Source organism: Corynebacterium sp., from assembly GCF_043426755.1.
Lineage (GTDB): Bacteria > Actinomycetota > Actinomycetes > Mycobacteriales > Mycobacteriaceae > Corynebacterium.
In genome coordinates, this window is the sequence record NZ_JBHWRP010000048.1 from 1 (window position 1) to 18,110 (window position 18,110).

Annotated in this window: 20 protein-coding genes and 1 pseudogene; 6 read left to right on the forward strand and 15 right to left on the reverse strand. The window is 61.7% G+C overall.

The features are described 5' to 3' along the window. Window positions 1-399 (reverse strand): hypothetical protein (locus tag ACHFGA_RS04795; RefSeq protein WP_394281285.1); only part of this gene is annotated, 399 nt, incomplete at its 3' end. 546 nt (window positions 400-945) lie between these two features. On the opposite strand from ACHFGA_RS04795, the gene ACHFGA_RS04800 reads away from it, so the two are divergent. Further along, window positions 946-1,206, forward strand: a complete 261-nt coding sequence (locus ACHFGA_RS04800) for a WhiB family transcriptional regulator (protein WP_394281286.1) — start codon at window positions 946-948, stop codon at window positions 1,204-1,206. A gap of 90 nt (window positions 1,207-1,296) precedes the next feature. After that, complete coding sequence (locus ACHFGA_RS04805) at window positions 1,297-1,371, forward strand: 50S ribosomal protein bL37 (RefSeq protein WP_100227335.1); 75 nt, start codon at window positions 1,297-1,299, stop codon at window positions 1,369-1,371. Between the two features lie 76 nt (window positions 1,372-1,447). Here ACHFGA_RS04805 and ACHFGA_RS04810 read toward each other — a convergent pair whose 3' ends face one another. The 3 genes from ACHFGA_RS04810 to ACHFGA_RS04820 all read right to left on the reverse strand — a co-directional run bounded on the left by ACHFGA_RS04810 (window position 1,448) and on the right by ACHFGA_RS04820 (window position 3,062). After that, a complete protein-coding gene (locus ACHFGA_RS04810) occupies window positions 1,448-1,726 on the reverse strand; it encodes an anti-sigma factor (protein WP_394281287.1) in 279 nt (92 codons plus the stop codon). Further along, on the reverse strand, window positions 1,723-2,319 hold the full coding sequence (locus ACHFGA_RS04815; RefSeq protein ID WP_394281288.1) for a sigma-70 family RNA polymerase sigma factor: 597 nt from the start codon (window positions 2,317-2,319) through the stop codon (window positions 1,723-1,725). Before ACHFGA_RS04815 ends, ACHFGA_RS04810 begins: the two co-directional genes overlap by 4 nt. A gap of 65 nt (window positions 2,320-2,384) precedes the next feature. After that, entirely contained in the window at window positions 2,385-3,062 is a 678-nt protein-coding gene (locus ACHFGA_RS04820; protein ID WP_394281289.1) for an SOS response-associated peptidase, read from the reverse strand. Between the two features lie 18 nt (window positions 3,063-3,080). Here ACHFGA_RS04820 and aroA point away from each other — a divergent pair, with 18 nt between their 5' ends. Both aroA and rsgA read left to right on the forward strand, forming a co-directional pair. Continuing rightward, complete coding sequence (aroA, locus tag ACHFGA_RS04825) at window positions 3,081-4,376, forward strand: 3-phosphoshikimate 1-carboxyvinyltransferase (RefSeq protein WP_394281290.1); 1,296 nt, start codon at window positions 3,081-3,083, stop codon at window positions 4,374-4,376. Beyond that, window positions 4,369-5,391, forward strand: coding sequence for a ribosome small subunit-dependent GTPase A (gene rsgA, locus ACHFGA_RS04830; protein WP_394281291.1), 1,023 nt, complete (start codon window positions 4,369-4,371; stop codon window positions 5,389-5,391). Before aroA ends, rsgA begins: the two co-directional genes overlap by 8 nt. A 6-nt stretch (window positions 5,392-5,397) precedes the next feature. Here the strand turns inward: rsgA and ACHFGA_RS04835 are convergent, their stop codons facing one another. Both ACHFGA_RS04835 and ACHFGA_RS04840 read right to left on the reverse strand, forming a co-directional pair. Further along, a complete protein-coding gene (locus tag ACHFGA_RS04835) occupies window positions 5,398-5,892 on the reverse strand; it encodes a DUF6912 family protein (RefSeq protein WP_394281292.1) in 495 nt (164 codons plus the stop codon). Beyond that, complete coding sequence (locus ACHFGA_RS04840; protein WP_394281293.1) at window positions 5,892-6,302, reverse strand: HAD family hydrolase; 411 nt, start codon at window positions 6,300-6,302, stop codon at window positions 5,892-5,894. Before ACHFGA_RS04840 ends, ACHFGA_RS04835 begins: the two co-directional genes overlap by 1 nt. A gap of 154 nt (window positions 6,303-6,456) precedes the next feature. On the opposite strand from ACHFGA_RS04840, the gene ACHFGA_RS04845 reads away from it, so the two are divergent. Next, complete coding sequence (locus tag ACHFGA_RS04845) at window positions 6,457-6,861, forward strand: hypothetical protein (RefSeq protein ID WP_394281294.1); 405 nt, start codon at window positions 6,457-6,459, stop codon at window positions 6,859-6,861. Window positions 6,862-6,867: 6 nt separating this feature from the next. Here the strand turns inward: ACHFGA_RS04845 and secA are convergent, their stop codons facing one another. The 9 genes from secA to ACHFGA_RS04890 all read right to left on the reverse strand — a co-directional run bounded on the left by secA (window position 6,868) and on the right by ACHFGA_RS04890 (window position 17,542). Beyond that, window positions 6,868-9,429, reverse strand: a complete 2,562-nt coding sequence (gene secA / locus ACHFGA_RS04850; protein ID WP_394281295.1) for a preprotein translocase subunit SecA — start codon at window positions 9,427-9,429, stop codon at window positions 6,868-6,870. Between the two features lie 158 nt (window positions 9,430-9,587). Continuing rightward, the gene (hpf, locus tag ACHFGA_RS04855) at window positions 9,588-10,259 is read right to left on the reverse strand and encodes a ribosome hibernation-promoting factor, HPF/YfiA family (protein ID WP_394281296.1); all 672 of its coding nucleotides are present in this window, start codon (window positions 10,257-10,259) and stop codon (window positions 9,588-9,590) included. Window positions 10,260-10,348: 89 nt separating this feature from the next. Further along, window positions 10,349-10,813 (reverse strand): ComF family protein, encoded by a 465-nt coding sequence (locus tag ACHFGA_RS04860; protein WP_394281297.1) that lies wholly within the window; start codon window positions 10,811-10,813, stop codon window positions 10,349-10,351. Between the two features lie 145 nt (window positions 10,814-10,958). After that, complete coding sequence (gene lpqB / locus ACHFGA_RS04865; protein ID WP_394281298.1) at window positions 10,959-12,689, reverse strand: MtrAB system accessory lipoprotein LpqB; 1,731 nt, start codon at window positions 12,687-12,689, stop codon at window positions 10,959-10,961. Then, complete coding sequence (mtrB, locus tag ACHFGA_RS04870) at window positions 12,686-14,200, reverse strand: MtrAB system histidine kinase MtrB (RefSeq protein ID WP_394281299.1); 1,515 nt, start codon at window positions 14,198-14,200, stop codon at window positions 12,686-12,688. The genes lpqB and mtrB overlap by 4 nt, the downstream gene beginning before the upstream one ends. A 71-nt stretch (window positions 14,201-14,271) precedes the next feature. Continuing rightward, entirely contained in the window at window positions 14,272-14,955 is a 684-nt protein-coding gene (mtrA, locus tag ACHFGA_RS04875) for an MtrAB system response regulator MtrA (protein ID WP_394281300.1), read from the reverse strand. A gap of 29 nt (window positions 14,956-14,984) precedes the next feature. After that, window positions 14,985-15,602, reverse strand: coding sequence for a dTMP kinase (locus ACHFGA_RS04880; protein ID WP_394281301.1), 618 nt, complete (start codon window positions 15,600-15,602; stop codon window positions 14,985-14,987). Beyond that, on the reverse strand, window positions 15,602-17,038 hold the full coding sequence (gene ahcY, locus ACHFGA_RS04885; protein ID WP_394281302.1) for an adenosylhomocysteinase: 1,437 nt from the start codon (window positions 17,036-17,038) through the stop codon (window positions 15,602-15,604). Before ahcY ends, ACHFGA_RS04880 begins: the two co-directional genes overlap by 1 nt. 150 nt (window positions 17,039-17,188) lie before the next feature. After that, complete coding sequence (locus ACHFGA_RS04890; RefSeq protein WP_394281303.1) at window positions 17,189-17,542, reverse strand: DUF4259 domain-containing protein; 354 nt, start codon at window positions 17,540-17,542, stop codon at window positions 17,189-17,191. A 281-nt stretch (window positions 17,543-17,823) separates the two neighbouring features. Between ACHFGA_RS04890 and ACHFGA_RS04895 the strand changes: the two are divergent. Beyond that, window positions 17,824-18,110 (forward strand): annotated as a pseudogene (locus tag ACHFGA_RS04895) (hypothetical protein); the annotation flags it as partial.

Here is an 18,110-nt window from a genome sequence, read left to right on the forward strand (position 1 = left end):
CACGGACAGCCCCGTCACGATCCCCAGCAGAATCGCCCCGCCCTTGAACATGAAGAAAACTACTGCAAACAGCAGGATCTGCATAAAGACAAGCAGGCCGCGGCCCCAGGTCGCGCCGCGCAGCAAAGCGATGGCACCAGCTGCGACGATGCCGAAAACGATCCAGATATACACCGCGGTGCCCAGGCCAATGAATTGAGCATTGGCACTGTCGGAAACGATCGTGGGGTCTTCTTCCCCCTGCAGATCGCGGACCGCCAGTGTAATGCCGTACACGATTGCCGCCACCGACTGCAGGAGGGCCACAATTGCAGCAAAGCGTAGCGGCGCTGGCGGCCCCAGACTCACGGGAGCGTCTGAGTTGTCGGCGGGATCATTCAAAGCATCGTTGTTCGTCACGGAAGCTAGTCTAGCCTGCCCTAAAAAGCCTATGTAAAGGCGTGGTTACATGCCGGTAAATCCGTCTAACCCCGCTTTTGCGTCTATCACATGGTGCCACAGAAGCAAATTCCACACCCCGGCCGATAGTGGGAAAGGTCCACATAATTTGACCTTTGCCAGAAAGTGCTCATCGACGCTTTTCGACGATTACCCCTGCTCAAGCGCATGCCACACCATCGAGCTTGTAGTTTTATCTACCCAAGCAATAGGGGTCTAAGTATTATATTTACGTGATCTTGGTTACAAAACGCTTTCTACCCCTAGCGGAAATCTTGATTACATGTCATGATTCTCGGGTAGCAAAAACAACCGGCTGATGAATCAGCCTTTAACCCCAAGCCACCACGGGGTTAACGCTAGGTAAAGTTGATGGGCCTCGGAACCACCGTAGGACTGCCGTCCCACCACCTAGAAAGCACAATCTTTGCAACAGCTTCCGACCAGGAGGCTGTTAGTGGTGCGCACAACACACGCTGTTCAACAATTTTTAAGGAGCATATCACCATGGATTGGCGCCACGAAGCTGTCTGCCGAGACGAAGACCCAGAGCTGTTCTTCCCAGTCGGGAACTCCGGCCCTGCACTATCCCAGATCGCGCAGGCCAAGCTGGTCTGCAACCGCTGCCCAGTAACCTCCATGTGCCTAAAGTGGGCACTGGAAACCGGCCAGGATGCTGGCGTCTGGGGCGGCCTGTCCGAAGAAGAGCGTCGCGCACTGAAGCGTCGCAACAAGGCCCGCGGCCGTCGCACACGCGTTACCGCATAAACATAGACCCTAATTTCCCACCGGCGAGACCGAACACTAAAGTCAGTGGGGAGAAACTAACCACTGACGAGATTTAAAGGAGGCCCGCACATGTCGAAGCGTGGTCGTAAGCGTAAGGATCGCCGCAAAAAGAGCGCAAACCGCGGTAAGCGTCCAAACGCATAAGAACAGCATCTCAAGCGAAACAGCACCCCACCACCGTTCTGGTTGGTGGGGTGCTGTTTTCTCCGCCCAGCAGCCGCTACTGGAAGCGCATCTCCTGGTACGTCACGGTAATCCGCTCAATAATACGGGTGCGCAGCGTCTCTGGGGCCGGCTCACACCCGGAGCATCCCCGGACGAGTTCGCGCACTGCCCGCTCCGACTGCAGCTGATGGAAGCATTCCGGGCACCGAGAGATTTCCTGCTTGATCTCTTCGGCACGAGCAGCAGTGGTTTCGTCGTCGAGAAGCTCACACAGCAATGCTTGTGCCTGACCGCAGTTCCCGCTGCAATCACCTTGGTGGTCTTGCATGCTCATTCCTTGGTTCCTTCCTGCATGTCGGGATGGTCCAACCCAATGCCTTTTTCGGCCGCTACATCCTTTAACAACGCGCGGAGTTGTTTTCTTCCCCGATGCAGGCGACTCATCACAGTTCCTACCGGAGTGTCCATGATCTCGGCGATTTCCTTGTACGCCAGATCCTCCACATCAGCCAGGTAGACAACCATGCGGTAGTCGTCGGACAGCGAGTTCAACGCCTCTGTGATCTGCGAGTTCGGCATATTCTGCAGCGCTTCCACCTCGGCGGACTGCAGCCCAGTCGAATCATGCGAGCTGGTGGTATACAGCTGGCGATCCGTCATATCTTCCGCGGAGGTTTCCAGCGGCCGACGCTTCTTCTTCCGGTAGGTGTTGATGTACGTATTCGTCATGATCCGGTACATCCACGCCTTCAGGTTCGTCCCCGGCTTGAAGCTGTCGAACGCATTAAACGCCTTCAGATACGTCTCCTGCACCAGGTCCTCGGCATCCTGCGGATTGCGCGTCATGCGCAGCGCGCCACCATACAGCTGGTCCAGCAGCGGCATGGCTTCATCAGTAAAGCGCTCGGTCAGTTCAGTCTGCGACATAACGGCCATTGTATGTCACTCGCTTTACGACGATCATCTGCGCCCGCGCCCAGCTCAGAACAACATCAGAAGAGTGTTGTCGGAGCCGAGGAATCAGAAAGCAGCTCCTCATAATCATTGCGCACATTGCCGACGGCGGGGTCGGCCTCCTGCCAGATCAGCTCGTCGGCAAGCGCGCTCGGCTGGATCAACTCCAACGCTTCCTCCGGGGTACCACTCACCCACTGCGGGATCTGCTCACGCGTGAGGAAGAGCGGTAAACGGTGGTGCAGCCACTCGATGCCGCCGTGAGAATCGGTGGTGACCATCGTCGTCGATAAGCCTGCCCCCTCGCCGCCACCGCTATCCCACAGGCCAGCGACGTAGAGCATGCCCTCCGGGCGGCGCACATAATAAGGCTTCTTCTCATGCCACTCGTAGTAGCCATCCAACACCATGATGCTGCGGCGCGACTTGAACGCGGAGCGGAATGAGGGCTTGTCGGCAACGGTCTCCCCGCGCGCATTAAACAGGGGCGGGCCGGAGTCGTCCTTCTTCCAGCCAGGCAGCAGCCCCCAGCGGGCGGGGTCCACGGTGGCCAGGCCTTCGTCGATACGCACAAGCGGGACCTTCTGCGTGGGCGCAACGTTATAGCGCGGGCCGGGCAGGCCGTCCGGGGCGTGGACCTCGCGCACGCCGGGCAGGTCGCCGATTTCTGCCATGAGCTCATCGCCGGTGGTAAAGAGTACGAATCGTCCACACATACCTCTATTATGGACTGCATGACCGATCTTTGGCCTGTACCCGTCGCCGATGGCCCCGTCACCCACACGCAAGTGGTCCCCGGGTCCAAGTCCATCACCAACCGCGCCTATATCCTGTCCGCGCTCGCCTCCTACCCATCCAAGCTGGTCGGGGCGCTGCGCTCGCGCGATACCGACCTCATGGAAGCCGCCATGGGCGCCATGGGCGTGACATTCGACCATGCAGAGTGCACACAAGGTGCGGATGATGTCGACGAAATTACCGTCACACCCGGCGAACTCACCGGCGGCGAGGTCGACTGCGGGCTGGCCGGCACTGTCATGCGCTTCGCCCCAGCCGTCGCGGCCTTTGCCAACGGGCGCGTGCTTTTCGACGGCGATGTCTACGCCCGCAACCGCCCCATGGGAGAAATCCTCGACGGTCTGCGCGAACTCGGCGTCGATGTCGCCGGCGATTCCCTGCCCTTCACCGTCCACGGCAAAGGACATGCCGACGGTGGCCGCGTGGAGATCGACGCCTCCGGCTCCTCCCAGTTCGTCTCCGGGCTGCTGCTGGCCGGCGCACGCTTCGACCGCGGGCTCATCGTCCACCACACCGGCGCAACCCTGCCGTCGATGCCCCACATCGAAATGACCGTGGACATGCTGCGCAAAGCCGGTGTAGAAGTCACCGCCAGCGAAAACGAGTGGACCGTGAAACCCGGTGAAATCCAGGGGCGGACCTGGCGCATCGAACCGGACCTGTCCAACGCCACCCCCTTCCTGGCCGCCGCGGCGATCACCGCTGGTGTGGTCCGTATCCCGAACTGGCCGATTGAGACCACCCAGCCCGGCGACGTCATCCGCGATGTCCTGGCCCGCATGGGCTGCGAAGTCACGCTGCACGCCGACGGCCCCACCCACACCCTGGAAGTACGCGGGCCACAGCGTGGCAACCTGCATGGCATCACCTTGGACATGAGCGATATCGGCGAGCTCACCCCCACCGTCGCGGCTCTTGCGACGTTGGCCAACTCCCCCTCAGAACTAACGGGCATCGCCCATCTGCGCGGGCATGAAACCGACCGGCTCGCAGCACTGACCACTGAGATCAACAATCTCGGCGGGAAGTGCGAGGAGCTAGCGGACGGGCTGCGCATTACCCCGGCGCCGCTGACGGGTGGCACGTGGCACTCCTACGACGATCACCGCATGGCTACGGCCGGCGCGATCATCGGCACCGTGGTTCCCGGCATGCAGGTGGAAAATATTGGCACCACCTCCAAGACCCTTCCCGGGTTCGAGCACATGTGGGCGGACATGATCCGTGACTAGGCGCTATTACGACGAATCAGACGTGCGCGTGCGCCCCGGCAAGGGTTCACGCCCCCGCACCAAGGACCGCCCCAAGCACAAAGACGCTGAGTACGGCATGGTGGTCACCAAGGACCGTGGCCGTTGGGGCGTGGTCCTCGATTCTGACGGAGCCGAGCGTGTGGTCACGTGCATGCGCGCCCGCGAGATGCGCCGCACCTCCATTGAGGTGGGCGACCGCGTCGGCGTGGTCGGCGACACCTCGGGCAAGAAGGACACTCTGGCGCGCATCGTGAAGCGCGAGGAACGCACCTCCGTGCTGCGTCGCACCGCCGACGACACCGATCCCTACGAGCGCATCGTCGTCGCCAACGCCGAGGTCCTCCTCATCGTCTCCGCGGTGGCTGATCCCCCACCGCGCACCGGTTTCGTCGAACGTGCCCTCATCGCGGCGTTTGTCGGCGGCATCGAACCGGTCATCTGCCTCACCAAGTCTGACCTAGCCGACCCTGCCGAGTTCGCCGCCGAGTTCGCAGAGCTCAACGTGGACGTACTCACCACCGGCATCGACGACGATCTCACCGCACTACACGCGCGTATCGACGACCGCGTCTCCGCCTTGATCGGTCACTCCGGTGTGGGCAAGTCCACCCTGGTCAACCGCCTGGTGCCGGATGCGGACCGCGAAACCGGCGATGTCTCCGGCGTGGGCAAGGGCCGCCACACCTCCACCCAGTCGGTGGCTTTGCAACTGCCGGAAGGCGGATGGATCATCGACACCCCGGGCATTCGTTCCTTCGGCTTGGCGCACGTCTCCCCCGACGATATCGTCGCCGTGTTCGAGGACTTGGAGGAGGCCTCCGCCGACTGCCCCCGCGGCTGCACCCACGCCGGCCCGCCCGCGGACCCGGAGTGTGCCTGGGACAAGCTTGACGAGGATACCGCCACCTACCGCCGCGCCATGGCGGTCCGCCGACTCCTCGGCGCCCTGCGGTCCAACAATGAGTGGGACGTCAAAGACCTCCAGGACGGCTAGAGCCGTCTAGAGCAGTTCGATCAAGAAAGGTAGCTCCGAGGGGTCATAAAACGCCAGGTAGTTGTCCTGGGCGTCCCCTACTGCCAGCTCGGCGTCCTGATCGCCAAGGTCTGCGGCGTCGACAAGCTCGATCGCCTTGGCGGTCGCTTCCTCGGCCTCTTCCAGATCAATGTGGATCGCGGCCACGTCCTCCAGACGCACCGGGCCCGCCACCTTCACCACGGATTCACCCATGTCCGGGTGGCCTTCCGCGTCCACATCCACGGACACGACGACGCGACGGTGGGGGAACTTCTCCTCATCCCCGATCGCGAGCAGCCGGATCGAGGCCAATGCGGCATCATCAAATGCCACCATCTCGATCTCTTCCTGATCACCTGAGGTGAAAAACTCCGTCAGCTCCGGAGTCGCCGCGAAACCCCAACCATTGCGGACCGGCATCTCACCGGCCTGCTCCAGGGTCTCCAGCATCGCGAACGTGGCGGGAATATAGACGCGCACTAGAACTCGCCCTCAATATCTAACAGGGACTGGATCTCCACCACGGTACGGTCGAAGCTGGTGTGCAGGATGCCAATCATCCCGTTTTCCACCGCTGCACGGACGTTCAGGATGTTGTCGTCGATAAGCACCAAATCCACCAACGCAACATCAAGCGCGTCGGCGGCCGCCTGGAAAGCTGCGCGCTCGGGCTTCTCGTAGCCGATCTCACCGGAGAGCAGCACGGCATCGACGTGGCCACGGAACTCCCACTCGCGGATCGGATCAGCCCCATCGCCGCCGGGATCGTTGGACAGCACCGCGGTGGCCACTTCCGCCTCACGCACCGCGGCGAACAGTGCCTGCCAACGGCGCTGATCTTCAGCATCGGCGTCGAGCACGCCGACATAATCCACAACGAGTCCTCGCATAAAAAGTCTTCCTCTACCTTGCTCTATCTTGATCAATCTTGGTGTGTGATCCGGCGCGATCTCCCCGCCGAGCGGGATCGTGCCTATCGTGCCACAATGATACCTAGCCCACGTCGTATCTGCTCTCCCGAAATTCCCATTCGAGGAGGCAAACATGCTCTATCCCGTCCCCGGCCACACGTACCTTCAGGTGCTCGTCCCAGACAGCTCCAACTCGGCGCAGCCTTCGCCTGAACGCAGTGCGCGTGACGACGACACCAGCGCAACCACGCCCGGTGTCCCGCGGCGCGCCGCTGCCCCATTGGTCAAAGTGGCGCTGGATGCCACCTTTGGCATCCGCCAGATCCAAGCGCTGCAACGCGCGAGGTTCAGCCGCACCGTGTTAAACAATGTGATGTCGCAGCGCCGCCGCGTCCGCCGGCAAGGGCCAGTCACGCTGGAATCCTGCCACGTGCGCGAAGACGGCGAAGTATTTGGAACTGCCGTGTCAGCCGGGCGCAGATATGGTTATGCCGCCCGCATGGATCGCGGACGGCTCACCAGTTTTCGTGTGCTCTAAGCCACCCTAGGCTTCTGTGACCGAAGTATCTTCCGAGGAGTCCGCGTTTTCTGCCGGCTGGAACTGCTTACGCAGTAGGAACAGCTGGCGGACGGTTTCCTCCTTCACGGCGTCATTCATCGCGTGGAACATATCGCCGCCCTCCTTCTGGTACTCCACCAGTGGATCGCGCTGCGCCATGGCACGCAGGCCGATGCCCTCTTTGAGATAGTCCATCTCGTAGAGGTGCTCACGCCACTTCGAATCGATGATCGGTAAGATCACCATGCGCTCAATATTGCGCATCTGGGAGTCGCCGCCGATGGCGCTCACGTTCGCTTCCAGCTCGTCGTAGGCCTTGTTCGCATCGTCGATAAGCGCCTCGCGCAACTGGGAAGCACTGAGCTCACCGGGCGAACCGTACTCGGAGCCGTCGATCAGCTCCTGCGGACTGAAAGTCGGGCCATACAGGCTGTCCAGTGCGTTCCACAGCTCGTCGAGGTCCCAGTCCTCCACGTAGCCGTCGTAGGTAGCGCCGTCAACGTAGGCGCCGACGGTCTCGTCGATCATGCGACGGATCTGGTTCTTAATGTCCTTCGCCTCGAGGATTTCGCGGCGCTCACGGTAGACCACCTTGCGCTGCTCATTGAGCACCTCGTCGTACTTGAGCACGTTCTTGCGCATCTCAAAGTTCTGGTTCTCCACTTGAGCCTGGGCGCCCTTGATGGAGTTGGACACCATCTTCGCCTCGATCGGCACATCGTCCGGCACGTTGAGGCGGTTCATCATGTTCTCCATGGACTGGCCCACGAAGCGCACCATCAGATCATCGCGCATGGACAGGTAAAAACGAGTCTCACCCGGGTCACCCTGGCGGCCGGAGCGGCCACGCAGCTGGTTATCGATACGGCGGGATTCGTGACGCTCAGTACCAATCACGTACAGGCCACCGGACTCGCGCACCTGATCGCCCAGCTTCTTCGAACGCTCACGTGCCTGCGGCAGCTGCTCATCCCAGGCTTCCTGGTAGCGCTCCTCGTCCTCGAAGGGGTCTAGGCCCTCATTCTTCAGGCGGTGGTCCAGCAGGACCTCCGGGTTACCACCCAGCACGATATCGGTACCGCGGCCAGCCATGTTCGTGGAGACTGTGACCTGCTTCGGCAGGCCCGCCTCGGCGATGATGCGGCCTTCTTCTTCGTGGTACTTCGCGTTCAGCACATTGTGCTTGATGCCCTTCTTCTGCAGCAGCTGGCTCAAGTATTCAGAGCGCTCCACGGAAGTGGTACCCACCAGCACCGGCTGGCCGTTTTCGACGTGCTCGGCGATATCGTCGGCCACTGCCGAGAACTTCGCCTCCTGCGTCTTATAGATCAAGTCATCGCGGTCGATGCGCTGGTTCGGACGGTTGGTCGGAATCGCCACCACGTCAAGGCCGTAGATCGAGTTGAGCTCGGCCGCCTCGGTTTCTGCGGTACCGGTCATGCCCGCTAGCTTGTCGTACATGCGGAAGTAGTTCTGCAGGGTCACCGTCGCGAGGGTTTGGTTCTCATTCTTGATCTCCACGCCCTCCTTCGCCTCGATCGCCTGGTGCATACCCTCGTTATAACGGCGGCCCGCAAGGACACGGCCGGTAAAGCCGTCGACGATCATGACCTCGCCCTGGCGGACGATGTAATCCTTATCGCGCTCGAACAGCTCCTTCGCCTTGATCGCGTTGTTGAGGTAGCTGACCAGCTGCGAGTTCTCTGGCGCGTAGAGGTTGTCGATACCCAGCTGGTCCTCGACGAACTCCACGCCCTCCTCATTCACACCGATGGTCCGCTTGCGTTTGTCCACCTCATAGTGAATACCCTCGCGCATGCGCGGTGCCAGCTGGGCGAACACGTTGTAGAACTGCGAGGAGCCGTCCACCGGGCCGGAAATAATCAGTGGGGTACGGGCCTCGTCGATAAGAATCGAGTCCACCTCATCCACGATGGCGAAGTTGTGGCCGCGCTGCACCAAGTCATTGAGCGAACGCGTCATGTTGTCGCGCAGGTAGTCGAAGCCCAGCTCATTGTTGGTGCCGTAGGTAATGTCTGCGGCATAAGCGACCTTGCGCTCAGGTGGGCGCATCTCGCTCAAGATCACGCCGACCTCGAGGCCGAGGAAGCGGTGCACACGGCCCATCATCTCGGCGTCACGCTTCGCCAAGTAGTCATTGACCGTAACGATGTGGACGCCCTTATCCTCCAAAGCGTTGAGGTAGGCCGCCAAAACCGAGGTCAGGGTCTTGCCTTCACCGGTCTTCATCTCGGCGACGTTGCCGAAGTGCAGCGCTGCAGCACCCATCACCTGGACCAAGTATGGCTTCTGCCCCAGCACGCGCCATGCTGCTTCGCGGGCGGTGGCAAACGCGTCGAGCAAGATGTCGTCCAATTCTGCCCCGTCGGCCAGCTGCGCCTTGAACTCGTCGGTCTTCGCCTTGAGTTCCTCGTCGGTCAGCTTGTCGTAATCGTCTTCGAGAGCGATAACATCTTCAGCGATCTTTTTCAGACGCTTGACGGTACGGCCTTCACCGGCCCGGAGCAGCTTGGACAGTCCAAACACGTGTTTTGTCCTTTGTCTTGGGGGTAGAAATTCTAGTATCAACGAGCCATTGTACGCACGCTCCAGACCCTACTAATGATTTGGGAGCTCTGGGCAACGCCAGCAACGGCGACGCCCCCACCTTCAGGGGCGGGGGCGTCTGAGGTGCCGGAGAAAGTTTATGCTTCTTCCTCTGGGACCAGGGAGATCAAACCGTAGTCGAAGGCGTGGCGACGGTATACCACGGATGGACGTCCGGTCTCTTCATTAACGAAGAGGTAGAAGTCGTGTCCCACCAACTCCATTTCGCTCAGTGCCTGGTCCACGCTGATCGGCGTGGCCGAGTGTTCCTTGGTGCGAACGATGTGGCCCGGCTCGACATCATCGACGGTGCCCTCGTACGGGTCGACCTCGTACTGGCCTGGTGCCTTCGCCTTTGCCTCTTGTGCCTCTGCAACCAATTCGGCTGCAACCTGGCCGGTGGACTTCGGTGCGCGGTGACCAGACTTCGCGGTGTTGCGACGGACCTTCACCTTGCGCAGGGAACGCTCCATCTTCGCCAGCGCGGTCTCCAACGCTGCGTAGAAGCTGTCCTCTTTCGCCTCGGCGCGGGCGATGTGGCCCTTACCGGTAGCGGTGATCTGAATCCGGTCCGACTGTGCTTCGCGACGCGGGTTTGGCTCATGCTGCAGTTCAACGTGGAAGAATGTCAGGGTCGGATCCAGCTTCTCGATCCGTGCCAGCTTCTTGTTCACGCGTTCCTGAAAGTGCTCTGGAACCTCGACATTGCGGCCGGTGATGGTCACCTGTGCGTCGGGGCTCAGGACTTCATTGTTTTCTGCAGTGGTCATCTGCTTCCTCCCTACTAGATGGGGACTGGTTGTATCTCCTATCATACAGCTGGTCATAACCACATAGGCCAAAACCCCCAATTAATTTCCTAGGCGGCAGCGATCACCACCGCGGCCACCACATCCACGCCCCGACTGAGCAGGGCCGACGCCGTCGCCTGCAGCGTCGCCCCCGTGGTGACAACATCGTCGACAAGCACCACCTGCCCGCCTGGAACGGCCCCCACACGCACCCGCCCCGCCAAATTCTTGCGCCGCTCCGCCGCGGTCAGCTCTGCCTGGTCGGTGGTCGCGTCGTCGATACGCACCGCCTGCACCACCGGATACCCCGACGCTGTGCAGATCGCCGTGACCGGGTCGCCGCCTCGCGCGCGTGCCGACGAACGCCTGGTCGGTGCCGGAACCAGCACAACGGGCGGCGTGATCTCCCCTCTGACCTCGAGATATTCCAACCCGGCGCGCAACACCGCGCCGACGTGGCGCCGCACAACCAGGTTGTTGCGCTCCTTCATCGCCAGGATCACCCCGCGATGGGCGCCGGAATACGTGCCCATCGCAAACACCGGGACGTGGGGGCTGGCGGGCGGCACGACACGCTCCGGCGGGGCTGCAAGTTCCCTCCGGCAGATGGCGCAGAGATGCTCGCCCGGCGTGCCGCACCCGGCGCAATGGCGGGGCAAAAGCAGCTCCCACACGGTTCTAGTTGGCCACCACTGGGGCCGCGCGAACACCTTGCAGTCCGGGGACCTCGCGCCAGTTCGGGTAGTCACTGCCCTGGGTGGGCAGCTGAAGGAGCGCGTTGGCGTCCGTGGCGTAGACCATGGTGGGGCTGGCCGCCACCATCACGACCGGCGCGTTGATATTACCGGTGGACAAAGTGGTCACCGCGGAGCCGTCTTGTTCCACTCGCAGCACAGGGGCATCCGGGGAGGACGTTCCGACGACCAATGAGCCGTCTGTCTTCCACTCCGCGGAGATGATCGACCCACCGAAGTCGGTTGCGTACTCGAGGACATTGACGATGCTGCGCTCACCGGCCGCGGACTGTCCCACGATGCCGGTGAACAGGCGCCCATCGATGATCATGGCGACACGCGAGCCCGAACGGGACAACCGCAGCACAGAGATCTCCCCGTCGATGTCCTCGAGGAAGGTCGCGCCCACCTCGCTGCTCACCACCTCACCAGAAGCCGTGGAGCGGACCGCGCGGATCACCCGCTCTCCATCGATGGCTACCCAGGCCACATTGCCATCCCCTTCGAAACTCGGCCGCGTGATGGCGTTTGCGCGCAGCACCTCAGTCTGCGGATTAACGATGCCACCGACGGAAAAAGCCTGGCCTTCGTCGTCAGGCAAATTGAGGACGGCGGCTGCAAACCCATCGGCCGTGATGTCGATCGAAGAGATATCGCCGGCCGTTCCGAGCGGCCCGTCGACGGGCGTGGCTTCCTCATTGTCCACCGAGTAGAGCCGCGAGTCCGTCAGCGCATAGAGTTGGGCGACCTCCTGGTTGGTGGCCTGCGGGTTCATGGTGGCGAAGTCATCAGGATTGAAGCCATCGTCGTCGTCAAGCAACGGTGCCCCGTCCGCCGCAATCCGGTAGGGGCCGCTGATGCCGGCCCGTGCCAGCGTCCAGACCACCTGGGCGGCGAACTTCGTGCGGCGCTCCTGGTCCATTCCGGCCAAACCGCTGAACTCGTACACGCCGTCGGTCTTACCGATATAGGTGCCTCCCTCCGGGAAGCTCTCGGCGATGGCCGGGGCGAGCCGGCTGGTCGGGCCGGCCGCGATCAAGCTGAGCAGCACCGAATCGAGGGAATCGGTGCCGTCGAACACCCAGCGCCGGTCCGACACCAAGGCCTCGCCCGTCGAATTCAGGAAGTAGATGTGGTGCGGCTGGTACTGGTTGCTCAGCTCGGTGCGCTCCATGATCACGCCGGCGGGCAAGGATGCCACGCGCCACTCACCATCGACCTGTTCCAACTGCACGGTCGCTTCGTACACTCCGTTTTGGGGCACATAGGCGCCGCCTTCTTCCAAAGAGCCGATCACCTCACCGCGCACCGACAGGCTGCGGCGCTGCGCGTTTCCGCCGGGCTGGGTGGTCAGGTCGATCCGGTCGACGATCAACGTGGAATCGTGCGGATCCCACGCCTCCGCGGCCGACGCGGTGAGATAGTTGCGGGCAGCGGAATAGTCGCCGGTGGGAATGGCGGACGCCGCATAGAAATCACGCAACAACAAGTCCGGTTCCAAACCTGGCTGCGGCTCATGGAGTTCTTCCGCGGCGACGTTGCGGTCAAAGGTGCGCAATGCCTGCGGTTCCGTGTTCGCCGGCAGCCTGGTGCAGGACCCGAGGGCCAGCGACGCCGTCGTCACCACGGCCAGGGCTGACACCGCGACGGCCCGCCTGCGCTTTCTTTGCATCATGGTGTTGCCTCCAGGGTGGGTCCGACCGGCGGGCTCAGCGGCAGTGGCGCTTCGGCAAACCCGACGTCGGACTTCTTCGGCAGAACGAGGCGGAACTGCGAGCCCACCCCCGCGGTGCCGCCGGCGTCGAGGATGCCCTTGTGCAAGACGGCGTCCTCGCGTGCGATGGCAAGACCGAGACCGGTGCCGCCGGAGTGGCGTTTGCGCGAGGCGTCCGCGCGCCAGAAGCGGTTGAACACCAGCTCCTCCTGCCCGGGCTTCAACCCCACGCCGTGGTCGGTCACCGTGTAGGCCACCGCGTCCTCATTTTCGGCTAGTCGCACGTTCACCGGGTTACCATCCGAGTGGTCCAGCGCGTTGGCCAGCAGGTTGCGCAGGATCCTTTCGATGCGACGGGTATCGCCCTCCATGGTGACGGGTTCCTCCGGCACATCGAAGGTGACGTCCACGTCCAGCTCTGCAGCCAGATGCTTGGTCTGCTGCCACGCCGATTCCAGGGGCGCCTGCGCTTTAATGGTGGACACCGCAAGGTCCGCCACGCCTGCATCGTGGCGAGAGATCTCCAGCAGGTCACCCAGCAGCGCCTCGAAGCGGTCGAGCTCGCGGATCATCAGCTGGCTGGCGCGCTTCGTGTGCGGTTCAAGCGAGTCCTCTTCGGCAGCAATCATGTCCGCCGCCATGCGCACCGTCGTCAGCGGCGTGCGCAGCTCGTGGGAGACATCAGAGGTGAACTGGCGCTGCAGGTCACCATATTCCTCGAGTTGATGGATCTGGCTGGAAAGCTTGTCGGCCATATTGTTAAAGGATAACGCGAGCCGGGCCATCTCATCTTCACCCTCCACAGCCATGCGTTCCCGCAGGTGGCCGGAGGCGAGGCGTTCCGCGATGCGCGAAGCGGACCGGATCGGTCCAGTGATTTGCTGGGTCGCCAGCCACGCGATGCCGACCAGCAGCACGATAACCACCAGGGCCGCCGTGGCAAGCAGTCCGCGCATCAACGCCATCGTCGATTCTTCGGACTCCATCGACATCACCAGGTACACCTGCAGGTTTTGGATGTCAGCTTCCGTCGGTGTGCCAATAATCAGCGCATTAAACGCCGTCCCGTCGGCACGCTCCAGCGGCGCAAACTGGTAGGACACCTGGCCTTGGGAAACAAAATTGCGCAGATTTTCCGGGATCCGGTACCCCTCCGGGCTCGCGGTGACCTCGCCTCCAACGCCTTCAACAATCAGCACAGGTTCGAACACCGCAGGGGTTTCCGCGGTGTTCTGGTTCTGGCTCGACAGAGATGCCCGGGCAGAGTTCAGTCGCACCTGCATGCTTGACGACGAACCCGTGGCATTAATCTGCTGCTCGACCGTGGCGCGGGCACGATCAATCTGGCTGTCGGCAACGTCGATCTTGGTATCCACCAGCCGCTGCGTCACCACAGTGGACAGGGCAAATGCCAGCAGCAGCATGACCGCGCCTGAGGCGATCATGACGGAGCCGATGAAGCGCACCTGCAAAGAGGTCCGCCACGTTTCGGAAAGGTGGGCGCGAAGCCTTTTGAGTCTGTGGATCAGAGGACTGCTCCCAACTACTCGTCAGGGTTGCCGGTCTTGTAGCCCACACCGCGCACGGTCAGCACAATCTGTGGGTCTTCCGGATCCTTCTCAATCTTGGAACGCAGACGCTGCACGTGGACGTTCACCAGACGGGTATCGGAGGCGTGGCGGTAGCCCCACACCGATTCCAACAGTTCCTCACGGGTGTGCACCTGCTTCGGCTTGCGTGCAAGCTCCAGCAGCAGGTCGAACTCCAGCGGGGTCAGTGAGATTTCCTCGTCGCCACGTTTGACCATGTGCTGTGGCACGTCGATCGTCAGATCGCCCACCTCGATGATCTCGGAGGGTTCCTCGTCGTTACGGCGCAGGCGCGCCCGGATGCGTGCCACCAGCTCCTTCGGCTTGAAGGGCTTGGTGATGTAGTCATCTGCACCCGATTCCAGTCCCAGAACGACGTCCACCGTGTCGGTCTTGGCGGTGAGCATGACGATCGGCACCGCGGATTCCGCGCGGATTGCTTTGCAAATGTCCACACCGTTCATGCCTGGGAGCATGAGGTCCAACAAGATCAGGTCTGGGTCGTGTTCGCGGAACGCAGGGACCGCCTCGTTGCCATCATTGACGACCACGGGGTCCAGGCCCTCAGCCTCGAGGACAATCGAGAGCATTTCGGAGATCGCTGGATCATCATCGACGACAAGAATCTTGTTGGACATGCCGGCTCCTTTAGGCGGTACAGACCTTTTTACAGTTTTCGGATCTCTTGCAGAATAGCGCCCGCGTCATCCGAATGCACCCATCGACCCTCCCAGTTGGTCTGGGCAAGGTGACGATACGCCTCAAAAGTGGCCTGTTGCAGCCCGCCATCGCGCTCATAGCGGTCCCGCGTGCGGGTCACGTCCGCCGCCTCTCGCTTCTGCGCGCGTTTAGACGCTTCCTCCGGGGCCGTCGCGAGCAAGATCTGCAGTTGCGGGCGTGGCAATTCCAGCCGCCCAAATTCGAGCTGCCCCACCCACTCGATCCCCCCATAGTCGCCGGTCCGAGCCGCCGTATAGGCAGCATTCGACGCGACATAGCGGTCCAAAAGCAACAGACGCTCGTCGTCACGCGCATATTCGTCCAGCTGGGGTTTTGCCCCGCCGCGGTCCAAAGCAAACAGGGTGGCCATGGCGTAGGCGGAGTCGGTGAGATCGCCCATCCGCCCATGCAGAGCCTCCTGGGCGAGTTGGGCGTGGATGGACTCGTCGTAACGCGGAAAAGCCAGGGAGGCTACCTCGACGAAAACCTGCGAAAGCTCAGCACGCAGGGCCTGAACAAGAGTGTTCTTGCCGGCCCCGTCGATGCCTTCAATCGTGATAATCATTAGTAGCGGTAGTGCTCCGGCTTGTATGGGCCAGCCACGTCCACACCGATGTACTCTGCCTGCTCCTTGCTCAGCTCTGTCAGCTGGCCGCCGAGGGCCTCGACGTGGACGCGCGCGACCTTCTCGTCCAGAATCTTCGGCAGACGGTAGACCTCATTGTCGTAGTTGTCGCCGTTCTGGAACAGCTCGATCTGCGCAATCGTCTGGTCAGCAAAGGAGTTCGACATCACAAACGATGGGTGGCCGGTCGCGTTGCCCAGGTTCAGCAGGCGGCCTTCTGAGAGCACGATGATCGAGTTGCCATTCGGCAGCGTGAACAGGTCCACCTGTGGCTTGATGTTGGTGCGCGTGACATCATCGCGGTGGATCAGGGAGGCCATGTCGATCTCATTGTCGAAGTGGCCGATATTGCCCAGGACCGCGTGGTCCTTCATCTTCTGCATCTGCTCGAAGGTGATGATGTCCTTGTTGCCGGTCGCGGTGATCACGATGTCCGCATCGCCGATCGCCTCGTCGGTAAGCACCACATCGAAACCGTCCATTAGCGCCTGCAGCGCGTTGATCGGGTCGACCTCGGTCACGGCGACGATGGCGCCCTGGCCATCGAGCGCCTCAGCAACGCCCTTGCCCACGTCACCGTAGCCGCACACCAGCGCCTTCTTGCCGGCGATCAGCATGTCGGTGCCACGGTTCAGGCCGTCGATCACCGAGTGGCGGGTGCCGTAGCGGTTATCGAACTTGGACTTGGTCACCGCGTCGTTGACGTTCATCGCAGGGAAAGGCAGCACGCCCTCGCGCGCGAAATGGTAGAGGCGGTGCACACCAGTGGTGGTTTCCTCCGTGACACCCTTGACCGACTTAGCGGTCTCGGTCCACTTGTTGCCGCCCTCTTCCAGGGTGCGCTTCAGCATGGCGTAGAAGACTACCTGCTCATCGGAGTCGCCGTCCTGTGGCGATGGCACGGCACCGGCCTGCTCGAACTCGGCGCCCTTGATCACGGCCATGGTGGCGTCGCCGCCGTCGTCCAGGATCATGTTCGGGTAGACGCCTTCGCCCCAGCTAAAAATCTCGTTGACGCAGTCCCAGTACTCCTCCAAGGTCTCGCCCTTCCAGGCAAACACAGGAACGCCCTGTGGGTCCTCAGGAGTGCCGTTCTTGCCGACGACGATTGCCGCCGCAGCCGGGTCCTCAGTGGAGAAGATGTTGCATGAGGACCAACGGACCTCTGCGCCCAGCGCGGTCAACGTCTCAATGAGCACAGCGGTCTGGGTGGTCATGTGGATCGAGCCGGCAATCCGAGCGCCTTTCAATGGCTGCTCGTCGGCGTACTCGTCGCGCAGGGCCATCAGGCCCGGCATCTCGTGCTCCGCTAAGTCGATCTGCTTGCGACCAATCTCGTGGAGATTGATGTCTGCGATCTTGTAGTCAAATGCCATGTAGGTAAAACTCCTTGCCAAAATGATGTCTAAAACGTGTTCTTTGAAAACAACACCACTCTAGCCCGAAGTTTTCCCCCCTTGCAGATCACCGTGCAGAACACTGCGTGAACTGGCAGCAAAGTCTACGCGCTGACATGTCCGCAGAGTTTAGGCGAGCGCCTCGATGAACTGATCAATATCGTGATCCGTGTCAACGTTTTCCAACACAGTCACGGCCGCTTCCGCCAAGGCTTCCGAGCCCTCCCCCATCAGCGAGCGAATGAATGGGTATTCTTCCGCCACATCCCCTGCCGAGAAGGGTGCCCCGGCCCAGATCGCCGCAATGGTTGCGGCGGCTTGCCCGTTGAGTAGTTCGTCTTCGGTGGCGTTGTCCTGGTTGGCGGCAAGCAGGCAGGCATCGCTTACAGCTTCGACTACCTCTTCGTCGTCAAGCTCTGCAAGCTCGTCAAGAAAATCGACGTTGATGTCTTCGGCGAAGATTTCATCGTCCCACGTGCTCATAAGGTGCTCCTCACATAAAAGTCAGCGGAGAGTCCGACAATTGGCTCCCAGTACTAATGCCTACTTGCTCCGGCATAGTTTTGTCCACTGCGCAGCCGAGTTTTCCGTGATTATTGGCAATTTTTCAGGCCATTACGTGCTCGCACCCCCATTCCTTCCCCTCAAAGGTGTGTAATCGAATGGTGTCTAGCCGAAAATTGGGGTATTACTCTGATAACTTGTTATCTGTTTGTGACCGTTTGTCGCCCTTCGCGTGAAAGCGCGTGAAAGGAGGATCGCCCATGGAGAAACAGAGAACTGGCGTCATCGCCTTCATCATCGCCGGCATCCTCATCGCTGGCCTGGTCGGTTGGCTCGTCTGGTTCGCGGGCACACCTGCGTCCCAGGAGACCGGCTCCACCGACGTGGCCCAATCCTCCAACCAGGGCGTCACCGAGTCCTCGGAAAAGGTCTCGCACCTCGCGGAGCCTGAGGCGACCGCCACCGAGACCAGCGCGCCCCGCCCCCAGGCGGCCCAGCCTCGCGCCCAGGACCCGTTCCTGCCTCCGAACGCCGTCGTCGATGCCCC

What these genes read in the sequence shown, in the direction of transcription:
- ACHFGA_RS04845 (WP_394281294.1), top strand. Translation starts at nt 6,457, where the DNA reads ATGCTCTATCCCGTCCCCGGCCACACGTACCTTCAGGTGCTCGTCCCA.
- ACHFGA_RS04810 (WP_394281287.1), bottom strand. Translation starts at nt 1,726, where the DNA reads ATGAGCATGCAAGACCACCAAGGTGATTGCAGCGGGAACTGCGGTCAG.
- ACHFGA_RS04820 (WP_394281289.1), bottom strand. Translation starts at nt 3,062, where the DNA reads ATGTGTGGACGATTCGTACTCTTTACCACCGGCGATGAGCTCATGGCA.
- ACHFGA_RS04840 (WP_394281293.1), bottom strand. Translation starts at nt 6,302, where the DNA reads ATGCGAGGACTCGTTGTGGATTATGTCGGCGTGCTCGACGCCGATGCT.
- ACHFGA_RS04890 (WP_394281303.1), bottom strand. Translation starts at nt 17,542, where the DNA reads ATGAGCACGTGGGACGATGAAATCTTCGCCGAAGACATCAACGTCGAT.
- ACHFGA_RS04800 (WP_394281286.1), top strand. Translation starts at nt 946, where the DNA reads ATGGATTGGCGCCACGAAGCTGTCTGCCGAGACGAAGACCCAGAGCTG.
- ahcY (WP_394281302.1), bottom strand. Translation starts at nt 17,038, where the DNA reads ATGGCATTTGACTACAAGATCGCAGACATCAATCTCCACGAGATTGGT.
- hpf (WP_394281296.1), bottom strand. Translation starts at nt 10,259, where the DNA reads ATGACCACTGCAGAAAACAATGAAGTCCTGAGCCCCGACGCACAGGTG.
- ACHFGA_RS04860 (WP_394281297.1), bottom strand. Translation starts at nt 10,813, where the DNA reads ATGGGCACGTATTCCGGCGCCCATCGCGGGGTGATCCTGGCGATGAAG.
- ACHFGA_RS04880 (WP_394281301.1), bottom strand. Translation starts at nt 15,602, where the DNA reads ATGATTATCACGATTGAAGGCATCGACGGGGCCGGCAAGAACACTCTT.
- aroA (WP_394281290.1), top strand. Translation starts at nt 3,081, where the DNA reads ATGACCGATCTTTGGCCTGTACCCGTCGCCGATGGCCCCGTCACCCAC.
- mtrA (WP_394281300.1), bottom strand. Translation starts at nt 14,955, where the DNA reads ATGTCCAACAAGATTCTTGTCGTCGATGATGATCCAGCGATCTCCGAA.
- lpqB (WP_394281298.1), bottom strand. Translation starts at nt 12,689, where the DNA reads ATGATGCAAAGAAAGCGCAGGCGGGCCGTCGCGGTGTCAGCCCTGGCC.
- ACHFGA_RS04815 (WP_394281288.1), bottom strand. Translation starts at nt 2,319, where the DNA reads ATGTCGCAGACTGAACTGACCGAGCGCTTTACTGATGAAGCCATGCCG.